The sequence below is a fragment of the uncultured Thiohalocapsa sp. genome (genome assembly GCF_913063425.1).
In the GTDB taxonomy this organism is placed as follows: Bacteria; Pseudomonadota; Gammaproteobacteria; order Chromatiales; family Chromatiaceae; genus Thiohalocapsa.
The window spans coordinates 1-12,131 of record NZ_CAJXYK010000057.1 but is presented as its reverse complement, the minus strand read 5'-3'; the positions used below and the strand labels follow the sequence as shown (position 1 = coordinate 12,131).

The 12,131-nt window shown below is 69.6% G+C and carries 12 protein-coding genes and 1 pseudogene; 10 read left to right on the top strand and 3 right to left on the bottom strand.

From position 1 onward, the window contains the following. Window positions 1-13: 13 nt before the first annotated feature. Window positions 14-790, bottom strand: a complete 777-nt coding sequence (locus QZ607_RS22285) for a 16S rRNA (uracil(1498)-N(3))-methyltransferase (RefSeq protein ID WP_295887392.1) — start codon at window positions 788-790, stop codon at window positions 14-16. A gap of 87 nt (window positions 791-877) precedes the next feature. Beyond that, on the bottom strand, window positions 878-1,285 hold the full coding sequence (locus QZ607_RS22280) for a DUF423 domain-containing protein (protein ID WP_295887390.1): 408 nt from the start codon (window positions 1,283-1,285) through the stop codon (window positions 878-880). Window positions 1,286-1,519: 234 nt separating this feature from the next. On the opposite strand from QZ607_RS22280, the gene QZ607_RS22275 reads away from it, so the two are divergent. The 3 genes from QZ607_RS22275 to QZ607_RS22265 are packed head-to-tail and all read left to right on the top strand — an operon-like array spanning window position 1,520 to window position 4,586. After that, window positions 1,520-2,536, top strand: coding sequence for a hypothetical protein (locus QZ607_RS22275; protein WP_295887389.1), 1,017 nt, complete (start codon window positions 1,520-1,522; stop codon window positions 2,534-2,536). After that, on the top strand, window positions 2,533-3,183 hold the full coding sequence (locus QZ607_RS22270; RefSeq protein WP_295887386.1) for a TRAP transporter small permease subunit: 651 nt from the start codon (window positions 2,533-2,535) through the stop codon (window positions 3,181-3,183). Before QZ607_RS22275 ends, QZ607_RS22270 begins: the two co-directional genes overlap by 4 nt. Then, window positions 3,180-4,586: a TRAP transporter large permease gene (locus QZ607_RS22265; protein ID WP_295887383.1), complete on the top strand. Its 1,407-nt coding sequence runs from the start codon at window positions 3,180-3,182 to the stop codon at window positions 4,584-4,586. Before QZ607_RS22270 ends, QZ607_RS22265 begins: the two co-directional genes overlap by 4 nt. Window positions 4,587-4,719: 133 nt before the next feature. Here the strand turns inward: QZ607_RS22265 and QZ607_RS22260 are convergent, their stop codons facing one another. After that, window positions 4,720-5,595 (bottom strand): NmrA family transcriptional regulator, encoded by an 876-nt coding sequence (locus QZ607_RS22260; RefSeq protein ID WP_295887380.1) that lies wholly within the window; start codon window positions 5,593-5,595, stop codon window positions 4,720-4,722. Between the two features lie 154 nt (window positions 5,596-5,749). Here QZ607_RS22260 and QZ607_RS22255 point away from each other — a divergent pair, with 154 nt between their 5' ends. From QZ607_RS22255 to QZ607_RS22230, 7 genes and pseudogenes are all read left to right on the top strand, one after another. Continuing rightward, complete coding sequence (locus QZ607_RS22255) at window positions 5,750-6,739, top strand: AraC family transcriptional regulator (RefSeq protein WP_295887376.1); 990 nt, start codon at window positions 5,750-5,752, stop codon at window positions 6,737-6,739. A gap of 132 nt (window positions 6,740-6,871) precedes the next feature. Next, window positions 6,872-9,949, top strand: a complete 3,078-nt coding sequence (locus QZ607_RS22250; RefSeq protein ID WP_295887373.1) for a DUF499 domain-containing protein — start codon at window positions 6,872-6,874, stop codon at window positions 9,947-9,949. Between the two features lie 150 nt (window positions 9,950-10,099). Further along, window positions 10,100-10,735: a DUF3780 domain-containing protein gene (locus tag QZ607_RS22245; RefSeq protein WP_295887370.1), complete on the top strand. Its 636-nt coding sequence runs from the start codon at window positions 10,100-10,102 to the stop codon at window positions 10,733-10,735. 15 nt (window positions 10,736-10,750) lie between these two features. Next, window positions 10,751-11,011 carry a BrnT family toxin gene (locus QZ607_RS25990; protein ID WP_367268242.1) on the top strand — a complete coding sequence of 87 codons (261 nt, stop codon included), beginning with the start codon at window positions 10,751-10,753 and terminating at the stop codon, window positions 11,009-11,011. Next, the gene (locus QZ607_RS25985) at window positions 10,998-11,243 is read left to right on the top strand and encodes a hypothetical protein (protein ID WP_367268241.1); all 246 of its coding nucleotides are present in this window, start codon (window positions 10,998-11,000) and stop codon (window positions 11,241-11,243) included. Before QZ607_RS25990 ends, QZ607_RS25985 begins: the two co-directional genes overlap by 14 nt. A gap of 156 nt (window positions 11,244-11,399) precedes the next feature. After that, window positions 11,400-11,507, top strand: a pseudogene (locus QZ607_RS22235) (transcriptional regulator); the annotation flags it as partial. Window positions 11,508-11,579: 72 nt separating this feature from the next. Further along, window positions 11,580-12,131: DUF1156 domain-containing protein (locus tag QZ607_RS22230; protein WP_295887366.1), on the top strand; the 552-nt coding region annotated here is incomplete at its 3' end.

The following is a 12,131-nucleotide window of genomic DNA, read 5'->3' as shown; positions in this document are numbered from 1 at the left end:
CTCGTGTGCGGGCTCAGCCGCGGAAGTCGCCCCACAGCGCCTGGATGGCCGCGAGGGCGGCGAGGGGTGCGGTCTCGGTGCGCATCACCCGCGGGCCGAGGCGCACCGGCACGAAGCCGCGGGCCTCGGCCGCCGCGCGCTCGTCCGCGGCGAGGCCGCCTTCCGGGCCCACCAGCAGCGTCAACGCGCCCGTTCCGTCGCCTGCCGACACCGGCGCCGGCAGCTCCGGCAGCGCGCGCTCGGCGGCGTGGTGAAGCAGTACGCCCTGATGCGTCCCCGGCTGCATCCCCGGCTGCGTCGGCGGCAGCGCTGCGAGCCAGGCACCGAGCCTCGAAGGTGCCGCCAGCGCCGGCAGCCGGCGCCGCCCGCTCTGCTCGCAGGCGGCCACCACCACGCCGTGCCAATGCCGCAGGCGCTTCTCCAGCCGGTCGTCCTTGAGCTTGACCAGACTGCGCTGGGTGAACAGCGGCACCAGGGCCGCGGCGCCCAGCTCCACGGCCTTCTGCAGGGCGTAGTCCATGCGCTCGCCGCGGGAGATGCCGAGCGCCAGCGTCAGCGCCAGCGGCGGCGCCGGCTCCTCGGGCCCGGCATCCAGCACCTCGACGAGTGCCGTCTCCCCGGTGTCCAGCAGCCGCGCGGCATAGTCCCGGCCGTCGCCGTTGAAGAGCACCAATGGGTCGCCGGCGGCGAGGCGCAGCACCTGCGTGACATGCCGCCGGGCGCCGGCCTCCAGCGCAATCTGCGCGCCGGCGGCGAGCGGCTGGGGCGTGAAGATGCGGTCGGTGCGCATGGGGTGATGCCGGCGAGGCCGATGACGCGGAAAGGTGTGCCGGAGCAGCGCAGCGTAAGCGGGTACGGGGCTCGCCGGCCGTGTCCGTCACTCGCCGGCGGGAGAGCGCGGTCCGGTGTCGGTGTCCCGGCCCAGCACCGCGGCCAGCGCCAGCGCACCCCAGCCCACCGCCAGCGCAAGCCCGCCGATGGGCGTCACGGCGCCCCAGGCCGGGGTGTCCGTCAGCACCAACAGGAACAGACTGCCGCTGAACACGCCGGCACCCGCCGCCAGGGTCCAGGCGGCGACGTTCAGCAACAGGCCGGGGCGATGGGCGCGCAGCAGGGCCACCGCCAGCAGCGTCGTGGCATGCCAGCCGAGGTAGTGTGCACCCGTCTCCCAGACGGCGAGCCGTTGCGCACTCACCCGACCCTCCAGGCCATGGGCGCCGAAGGCCCCGAACAGGACGGCGATGAGGCCGAACAGGGCGGCAATGACAACCAGCGAGCGGCTCATGGGCGGGTCAGCAGCTGGTCATAGCGCGTGGGTCGGGAGCGGGCGTGCATGGTCCTGTGGCGCGTCGAGGCGCGGCGGCAGAGCGTTCAGCGAACGGTACCACCGCAAGTCTGGCCCAGAACAGGGCGGCATGCCAAGATCGGCTCTCGCAAGGTACTTGGGGCGTCGCCCCGAGCAAGGCGCCGACACGTCACCGGCTCGCGACCGGTGCACGACGATTTGGAGGATGATCCGATGCCACACCGCTCCGCGCCGGCTTATGCCGTCCTCACCGCTGCCCTGATGGCCGGCGTACTGACGGCGAGCGGGGTTGCCGCCGCCACCGAGTGGAACGTCTCGCTCTGGGGCAAGCGCCGGGCCTTCACGGAGAACGTCGAGAAGCTCGCGGAGCTGGTGGCGGCCAGGACCGACGGCGACTTCCGGCTCAATATTTCCTACGGCGGCCTCTCCAAGGCGCGGGAGAACCTGGACGGCATCGCCATTGGCGCCTTCGAGATGGCGCAGTTCTGCAGCTTCTACCATCGCGACAAGAACCCGACCATCACGGTGACGGAGCTGCCCTTCGCCCGCGCTGTGTCGCTGGCGCGCACCGCGGAGATCCAGCAGGCGGTGCATACGCACCCCATCGTCGTCAAAGACCTCGCGCGCTGGAACGCGACCCTGCTGATGCCGACGCCCATGCCGCAGTACAACCTGGTGGGCAAGGGCGAGGCGCCGACTGACCTTGAGGCCTTTTCGGGCCTGCGGGTGCGGGGCCCGGGCGGCGTCACCGGCGTGCTCGGCAAGCTCGGCGCGGTGGGCACCAGCGTGCCCTTCGCCGAGGTGCGCCAGGCCATGGACTCGGGCGTCATCGACGCCGCCGCCTTTGCACCGCATGCGCATCTCGCCACCAATACGGTCAAGGTCGGTCAGTGGGTGACCACCAACCTGAATCTGGGCACGGCCAATTGCCCCGTGGTGGTCAACACGGACGCGCTGAATGCACTCGACCCCGCGCACCGCGAGGCCCTGCTGGGCTCGGTGGACGAGGCGCTGGCCTTCTACGTCGACAACTACACGCAGAACACCACCGCCGCGTTCCAGGACGCGGTGGCCGAGCAGGGCCTCACCGAGGTCACCTTCAGCCCCGATCAGATCGCCCGGCTCAATGACTTGGCCGAGTCCGTACGCCAGGAATGGATCAGCGCCCACAGCGGCGACTTCGACGCCCGGACGCTGTTCGATTTCACCGCCGGGCTGTTCGCCGAGTGACCGCCCAAGCCAGCGTCCGCGCCGACCAGAGCCGCCTCAGCCGCGCCGACCGCCGGCTGTTCCGCCTGGAGGCGGGGCTGAACCTGGCCGGCGGCATTGCGATCTTCCTGCTGGTGCTGCTCGCCACCGCCAATGTGCTGGGCCGCTGGCTGTTCGATCTGCCGGTGACGGGCTATGTGGACTGGGTGGAGCAGGCCATGGCCTTCATCGCGCTGCTCGGCATCGCCTACACCCAGCGACTCGGCGGGCACATCCGCATGGACCTCGTCATCGGCCGGCTGCGGGGGCGGCTGTTGTGGCTCGCAGAGCTTGCGTCCGTGGCGCTGATGCTGCTGGTGACCCTGGCGCTCATCTACGGCTCCTACCTGCACTTCTGGCGCGCCTACGACCTCGGCGATTCGTCGCTCGACATCAACCTGCCCACCTGGCCCGCCAAGCTGGTGGTGCCCTTCGCGCTCAGCGTGCTGGCGCTGCGGCTTACGCTGCAGCTCTGGGGCTATGCCCGTGCCCTGCGCCGGAACGACCCGGCGCCGGTCGCGGTGCCGCTGGCGGAGACCGCCGCAGAGGCCGCCGCCCAGGAGGCACAGGCGGTGCTGGGCGCGACGCCGGAGGGCCGGGCCGATACGGATACCCTGTCGCGCCCATGACCCTCGTCGACACCCTGCTCGGCCTGCCGCCCATCGAGATCGGCCTCTGGGTCACCGGCGTCATGCTGGTGCTGGTGGTACTGGGCGTGCGGGTCGCCTTTGCCGCGGCGCTGGCCGGGCTGGTGGGGCTCATCTGGATCTTCTCCGCCCGGCTCGGGTTTGAGCGCGGCGTGGTGGTGGCCATGAAGATGGCCGGCACCATCCCGCACTCCAAGGTCTCGACGCTGGCGCTGTCGCTGATCCCGACCTTTATCCTCATCGGCTTCCTGGCCTATCACGCCGGGCTCACCCGCGCCCTGTTCGAGGCCGCCAAGCGCTGGCTCGCCTGGCTGCCGGGCGGCATGGGCGTGGCCACCGTGTTCTCCACGGCGGGCTTCGCGGCGGTGTCCGGGGCCTCCGTGGCCACCTCGGCGGTGTTCGCCCGCATCGCCGTGCCGGAGATGCTCGCGCTCGGCTACGACAAGCGCTTCGCGGCGGGTGTGGTGGCCGCCGGCGGGACGCTGGCCTCGCTCATCCCGCCGTCGGCCATCCTGGTCATTTACGCCATCATCGTCGAGCAGGATGTAGGCGCGCTGCTGATGGCGGGCTTCCTGCCCGGGGCCGTGTCCGCGCTCATCTACGGTGCGCTGGTGATCGGGCTCGCCAAGACCCGCCGCGGCTTCGGGCCGCCGGTGACGGGCTTCAGCTGGCGTGAGCGCCTGGCGACGCTGCCGGGGGCGGCGCCCGTCTTCGTCGTCATTGCCATCATCGTCGTCTGCATCTACGGCGGCGTCGGCACGCCCACAGAGGCGGGTGCGCTCGGCGCCTTCGTGATCCTGCTGCTGGCGCTCTACCGCGGCGCGCGATTGCCGCAGCTCAAGCAGTCGCTCATGGAAACCGCCAAGCTCACGGTGATGATCTTCACCATCATCTGGGGCGTGCTGATCTACGTGCGCTTCCTGGGCTTCGCCGACCTGCCGGGCGCCTTCGCGGACTGGCTGGTGGGGCTGGAGCAGAGCCCCATGCTGACGCTGGTGCTGATCCTCTGCGCCTATGCCGTGCTCGGCATGTTCATGGACGCCATCGGCATGCTGCTGCTGACGCTGCCGGTGGTGTTCCCGGCGGTGATCGCGCTGAACGGCGGCGAGGCCGTCAGCGCCGCGGACTCGGCCTTCGGCGTCTCCGGCGTCGGTTGCGCCATCTGGTTCGGCATCATCGTGGTGAAGATGGCCGAGCTCTGTCTCATCACGCCGCCCATCGGGCTTAACTGTTTCGTGGTGGCAGGCGTGCGTCCGGAATGCTCGGTGCAGGACGTCTTCCGCGGCGCCACGCCCTTCTTCGTTGCCGATGTCGTCACCATCGCCGTGCTCATCGCCTTCCCGGGCATTGTGCTGTGGCTGCCGGGGCAGATGGGGTATGCCTAGCCCAAGCCCTGCGGAAGCCGCAGGGCCGCCGCCGGGAAGGCCGACTTCAGTCGGCACCCTGGGGCCGGGCGGACTTCAGTCCGCCGACACCAGGTGCCGCCCGGCCTCAGATTCTCCGCGGCGCTGCACCCGCTCATCGCACCATCCAGGCACCCGCCGCCGAAGCCGCCTGCGCATAGTCGCGGAAGTCCCGCGGCTCGCGCCCGAGCGCCTGTCGCACGCCGTCGCACAGGTAGGCGTTACGGCCGTCCAGCACCTCCCGGAACAGATACTCCAGCAGCGCGATCATGGGCGCGGGCACGGCCTGCGCCCGCAGCCCGGCGGTGAAGTCCTGGGCGGAGATGGGCCGATAGCGGACCTCCCGGCCCGTGGCCGCGGCGATCTCGCCCACGGCATCGGCAAAGGTCATGAGCCGCGGCCCGGTCAGCTCGCAGAGCCGGTTCGCATGGTCGGGCTCGGTCAGTGCGGCGACGGCCACCTCGGCGATGTCGTCCACGTCCACGAAGGGCTCGGGCACGTCACCCGCCGGCAGCGCGACGGTGCCGGCGAGCACCAGCCCGCGCAGGAAGGCCTCGCTGAAGTTCTGCGCGAACCAGCTGGCGCGCAGGATGGTCCAGTCGACGCCCGCGCGCTGCACGATGCCCTCGCAGTCCTGCGCCGCCGCCTCGCCGCGGCCGGAGAGCAGCACCAGCCGCCCGACGCCCGCGGCGACCGCCTGCTCGCAGAAGGCCCGGATCTTCGCCGGCGCCTCAGGCACCGCAAGGTCCGGATGGAAGACGATGTAAGCGGCGCGCACGCCGGCCAGCACCGGCGCCCAGGTGCCGGCGTCGTCCCAGTCGAAGGGCGGCTCGGCGCCGCGCGAGCCGATGCGGGTGGGCACGCCCTGCGCCGCAAGCCCTGCCGCCACCCGGCGGCCGGTCTTGCCGGTGCCGCCGAGCACCAGCACGGGGCGCTGCTCCTGCGTGTTCTCATGGCGGCTCGTCCGGGGCATCTGGAGGGCATCAGTCATGTCGGTCTCCTGCGTCGTCGCGTGAGTGGCTCAGGTGGCTGCCACGATAGCGACGCATCCCTGGCGCCTGAATGCGCCAGGCGCCGCACTTCTTGATCGAGCGTCCAGCGCGCGTCACCCTGCGCGTCTGCCTGCGCCACAGTTCAAGCCCGCCATGCTCAGGTCTTCACCCAGCACCGCAGCTGCCCCGGCACCCGCCGACTGGCCCTCCGCCGACCCGCTCGGCGAGGCCCTGCACTTCCTGCGCATGAGCGGCGTCTTCTACACCCGCTCGGAATTCACCGCGCCCTGGGGTCTGGCGCTGCCGCCGATGCCGGACTGCCTGATGTTCCACGTGGTCACCGCCGGCGCCTGCTGGCTCGGCGACGACGCCGCCGAGCCGCAGCGGCTGGCCCCCGGCGTGCTCGCACTGGTGCCGCACGGCGAGGGCCACACCCTCGCCAGCGCGCCGCAGGCCGCCGCGGCGGCCCTGTTCGACCTGCCGCGGGAGCAGGTGAGCGAGCGCTACGAGATCCTGCGCCACGGCGGCGGCGGGGCGCCGACGACCATGATCTGCGGCGCCGTGCGCTTCGACCATCCGGCGGCACGGCAGCTGGTGCGGATGCTGCCGCGCCGCATCACCGCCGAGACGGCGGACACACCGCAGTCGCAATGGATGCAGAGCACGCTGGCGCTCATGGCGGCCGAGGCCGGCGAGCAGCGCCCCGGCGGCGAGACGCTGGTGACCCGGCTTGCGGACATCCTGGTGATCCAGGCCATCCGCGGCTGGATCGAAACCGACCCCGCCGCCCGCACCGGCTGGCTCGGCGCCCTCAAGGACAAGCAGATCGGCCGCGCCCTGCTGCTGATGCAGCGCCGGCCGGGGCGGGACTGGACCGTCGCCGAGCTGGCCGACGCCGCCGCCATGTCCCGCTCCGCCTTCGCCGCCCGCTTCACCGCGCTGGTGGGCGAGCCACCGCAACGCTACCTGGTGCAGTGGCGCATGCACCTCGCCTGCGCCTGGCTTCAGGACCAGGACGTGACGCTCATGGACTTGGCGGAGCGCCTGGGCTACCAATCCGAGGCCGCCTTCAGCCGCGCCTTCAAGCGCGTCATCGGCGTGTCGCCGGGGGCCTGGCGGCGGCGCAGCGGCAGCCTGGCGTGAAGCGAACGGCCATGTGCCGCCACAGCGGCAGACCTGAATCCGCGTGGCGGCAGTCAACTGAGGGATGAATCAGGGGATCACCTATGCAAAACTGTGTGCACCCGACACAAGCGGACACGGGAGCCGCCCCTGGTGCAGACACTCGCCCAAGCCTGCAAGCCTCGCGACAGCATCTTTGACAAGGCGCGCCGAGACACGGTGCTGGATCTGACCGATCTGGCAGCAGGGCGCATCGATTCGCAGGCATTCTTCGCCGAAAATTACATTACAGAGGGCATGCGCATCCTGCTCACGGAGGTCTTCCGGCGCCTGGAGGGGAAAAGCGCCCAGGGCGTGTTCAAGCTCGGCCAGTCCATGGGCGGCGGCAAGACCCACAATCTGCTGGCGGCCGGTCAGCTTGCCGAGCAACCGGACCTGCGCGAGGAGGTCATGGGGGACTTCTATACACCCGGCGACATCGGCCCGGTGCGCGTGGTGGCCTTCAGCGGCCGCGAGAGCGATACACCCTTCGGGATCTGGGGCGCCATCGCCGAGCAGCTCGGCAAGCAGGAGCAGTTCGCCGCCTACTACTCGCCGCTGTCCGCGCCGGGGCAAACCGCCTGGGTGGAGCTGCTCAAGGGCGAGCCGCTGCTCATTATGCTGGACGAGCTGCCGCCCTACTTCCAGCAGGCCAAGTCGAAGGCCGTCGGCAACTCCGACCTCTCCGTGGTCACGGCCACTGCGCTCTCGAACCTCCTGGTCGCCGTCGGCAAGGAGGAGCTTGCCAATGTCTGCGTCATCATCACGGATCTGACGGCCACCTACGCCGAGGGCAGCCAACAGCTCAATCAGGCCCTGAGTGACCTGGACAAGGAGACCGGCCGCGCCGCCATGAGCCTGGAGCCGGTGCGCATGAACACGGACGAGTTCTATCACATTCTGCGCCGGCGCCTGTTCAGCGAGCTGGCGCCGCCGGAGGCCGTCGCCGAGGTGGCCGCGGGCTACGCCAAGTCCATCAAGCAGGCGCGGCAGATGGACGTCACCAACGCCTCCCCGGAGCAGTTCGCCGCCCGCATCGCCGAGTCCTACCCCTTCCACCCGGCCATCCGCGACCTCTACGCCCGCTTCAAGGAGAACCCGGGCTTTCAGCAGACCCGGGGACTCATCCGGCTCATGCGCATCGTTGCCGCGCGGCTCTGGAACACCGGCGAGCATCAACAGCGCCACCTCATCGGCGCCCAGGACCTGGATCTCAACGACCGCGACACCCTCACCGAGATCAACCAGATCAACCCGACGCTGGAGAACGCCATCTCCCACGACATCGCCTCCAACGGCCAGGCCGTGGCGGAGGTGCTGGACGGCAATCTGGGCGGGCAGGATGCCCAGGACGTGATGCGCCTGCTGCTGGTCTCGTCCCTGTCCACCGTGGCCGGCGCCACCAAGGGTCTGACCGTGCCGGAGACGGTGGCCGCCCTGTGCCAGCCGGGGCGCGATCTCGCCAAGCTCAACGAGCAGGTCATCAGCCGGCTGGTGACCAGCGCCTGGTATCTGCACACCGGCCGAGACGGGCGGCTCTTCGTCAAGAACGTGCAGAACCTCGTGGCGCGACTGCGCACCACCGCGGCGGCCTACGTCCACGATCAGGTCCGCAAGGAGCTGCGTGAGCGACTCAGGGAGCTGTTCGCGCCGGACGAGGGCCACTGCTACCAAAAGGTGCAGGCCCTGCCCGCCGTGGACGAGATCGAGGTCACGCAGGACAAGACCGTCCTGGTGATCTTCCATCCGCATCCGCAGGGCCTGCACCCGGACCTGTTGACGCTGTATCAGAACATCGACTTCAAGAATCGCATCTGCTTCCTCACCGGTCAGCGCAGCGTGGATGCCCTGTTCGAGTCCGCGCGCGAGCTGAAGGCCATTCGCCACATCATCGACGAGCTGCTCGCCGAGGGCACCGCCGACAGCGATCCGCAGCTGGTGCAGGCCCGGGACCTGCTGGACCGCATCCTGACCCAGTTCGGCAGTGCGCTGCGCGAGACCTTCATCACCCTCTACTACCCGACCGCGCAGAAGCTGATGCCCACGGACTTCGCCATGGAGTTCAAGGCCAACCGCTACGACGGCGAGGAGCAGGTGGTGTCGGCCCTGAAGGCCAAGATGAAGTACACCGAGGACATCGCGGGCGACACCTTCCGGAAGAAGATCGAGGCCCGGCTCTTCACGCAGAAGACCATGCCCTGGGCGGAGATCAAGCGCCGCGCCGCCACCAATCCCGCCTGGCAGTGGCACCGCGCGGACGCCCTCGACAAGGCCAAGCAGGAGTACGTCCACCAGGACGCCTGGCGCGAGGACGGCAGCTATGTGGAGAAGGGGCCCTTTCCCAAGCCGGCGACCCAGGTGAAGGTGCAGGAGCTGGAGCGCGACGACGACACCGGCGAGGTGAAGCTGCGGCTCACGCCCATCAACGGCGACCGCATCCACTACGAGGTCGGCGCCGACGCCACCGAGGCGTCCGCAAGGCTCCAGGGCCGGGACCTGCCGACCACCGAGATGCGGGTCTCCTTCATCGCCGTGGACGCCAAGGGCGAGCACGAGACCGGCGACCCCGTCACCTGGTGCAATCGCGTCACGCTCAAGAGCCGGGTCTTCACCGACGGCGCCGAGCGCAAGGTGGAGCTGCGTGCGGCGCCGCCCAGCGCGGACATTCGCTACACCACGGACGGGTCGGACCCGAAGACCGCCGGCGGCAGCTATCAGGCACCCTTCGCGGTGAACAAGCAGGTCAGCCTGGTGCTGGCGGTGGCCGAAAAGTCCGGCATTGCGTCGGCGCAGCATCAGTTGACGATCAACTGGGGTCAGGACCCCGTCGAAAAGCCCATCGAGCTCGACAAGCCCGCCATCTGGCGGCCCACCAGCCATCCAGAGGGGATTTTTCGGTTCGACACCACCCAATCGGCCTACGGCTTCATCAACCGGCTGAAGAAGCACGGCGGCAAGGCCATCGCGCAACAGGTCGCGGTGCTCGACGGGAAATGGGTGGACCTGCGCATGCTGGACCTGCCGCTGGACAGCGAGCAGCTCCTCGGCACCGTCGAGCATCTGCGCTCCCTGCTCGCCGAGGGCGAGGTCAACATCGAGGCCGCCGCGCTCTGGTTCCCCACCGGCCAGCAATTGCTGGATTACGTTCGGGAGATCGGCGTGGACCTGCAGCGCGACGAGGTGGAGCCGTAGGATGGGCACCGCGCCGCCTGCCCAGTATCCACGTTGATAACGGGCACGGCCTGCCGACCTGTGCCCCTCCTCCGCGACACCCGGTGGCGTGTAGCATGGAACAAGGCCAGGCGTGCCCATCGCAGACATGCCGCCACCACGGAGCCCGCCATGCCCAGCAAGACCCCAGACACCTTAGGCTTCGGCTTTCGCCCGCAGGAGTCACAGCACCACTTTCTGGTGACCCTGCCGAAGGGCAAGCAGCGCGATGTGGTCATCTCCGAGCACCTGAGCTGGGACCCGGAGCGCCCCGCCGCGGCGCCCACCTTTGCCATCGGCGAGCTGGACGGCAAGCTCCGCTGCGTGCTGCCGCGGGCCAAGTGGGACGCCATCGCCGACGCCCTTCGCATCGCCTTCAACACCGGTCTCAAAAAGGCTGGGCTGCGCACCGCCAGCTGGAAGACCGGCGCCAACCCCGTCGCCCGCCTCTACGGCAAAGAGCTGGTGCTGCTCGCCTGGGCCATCGAGGACGCCGATCCGGCGCTCATCCCCATCGCCATCAGGAACTGGCAGGGCCTGGTGCCGGAGGAGCGCTGGTGGCTCTACACCATGACCTGCGCCGCCACTGGCCACGCCGTGCACGGGCGCAACCGCGGCTGGCGCAAGGCCGTGCGCTTCGCGCTCACCGAAAACCCCGTGGGCGATGTGGACCATGCCCCGCCGCCGGCCGTGTTCGAGCTGAAGGCCCGGGAGGATGCCGCCGACTATGCGGATGCGCCGACGCAGCGGGCCGCGTCTGCGCCCTAAATCCATGACTTTCGAGTGGGACCCAGGCAAAGCGAGGCGGAATTTCGCAAAGCAGGCGGTTGCGTTCGAAGAGGCGGCGACGGTTTGCAAGGACCCGCTCTACATCGACTCCTTCGATCCGGAACACGCCATGACGAGCATCGGTCTACTCGGGTCGGTTGCTCGAACCGAAACCGGGTCCTGGTGGTCGCCAATTCCGAAAGAGATGAACAGACCCGCATCATCAGTGCCCGACCGGCAACGAAACACGAACGCCAAGCCTATGAAGAAGACTGACACGCCAGCCCAACAGGAAGACGATCTCCAGCCGGAATACGATCTCCGGCGACTGCGCGTACGCAAGTTCGGGCCCGGCCGCAAGGCCTTCCCAGATCATGGAGTCCTTCTGAACCCGGGCGTGGCAGCGATGTTTCCTGAATCCGCTGCCGTGAACGAGGCGCTGCGCTTCCTCATGAGGGTGACACGCGAGGGCGCCGCATCCGCGAAGACGGAGACAACCGACTCCTGATGAAGAGGATGATCACTGATGGCAATGCACAGCCTTGATCATAACTTCGACCATCCCGGCGGAGTGGACCCGGGACGCAGAGCGTCCGCCCTTGCTCCCACGCTGGAGCGTGGGAGCGAGCGCCGGCCCTCTGGTCGGACTTATGATCAACGCCCAATGCACGACCCACCCCATCCCGGTGAATTCATCCGCGAGGTCTATCTCGAGCCCTTCGCGCTCACCGGGCGGCAGCTGGCCGCGAAGCTCGATGTCTCCGCCTCGACAGCAGAAAGATGATCCCGCCGGCGCCCCCGCTCGCGCCCCGCAAGAAAACCCAGACGCACACAACCGCACACCATGACCGACCCGGACCTCACCTTCATCGAGACCCAGCTGCCGGTCTCTAAGTTGTCCAAGGAGAGCTACAAGGAGCGTATGGGCAACGCCAGCCAGACCCTCACCGGGCTCGGCAAGTGGTGGGGGCGAAAGCCGCTGATCCTGGTGCGCGCCGCCGTGCTCGGGCTGCTGCTGCCCGCGAGCCGCGACCCGCGGGCAGACCGTGAGGTCTTTCTGAAGCTGCTGACCATGGACGACGACGGGCTCTGGCGGCGCAAGCGCAAGGCCATCGCGCTGAAGGACGTCTATGCGCGGCTCACGCCGGCGGAGCGCGCCCAATGGTTCCAGCCCGACAGCGACCCGGCGCGGCCGAAGCTGCGCCCCGGGCTGAAACCGGAGGACCGCGAGCGCCTGCAAGAGCTGGTGTTCGAGCGCCTGGGCTACGACGACAAGCTCAGATACTGCGACCGCCCGGAGCAGGTGCCGGGGCCGGGCGAGGACGCCTGGGCGGCCATCAACGCGCACCTGGGCACCAGCGCCGACAGCCTGCCGGCGCTGGTGCGCGAGCTGGGC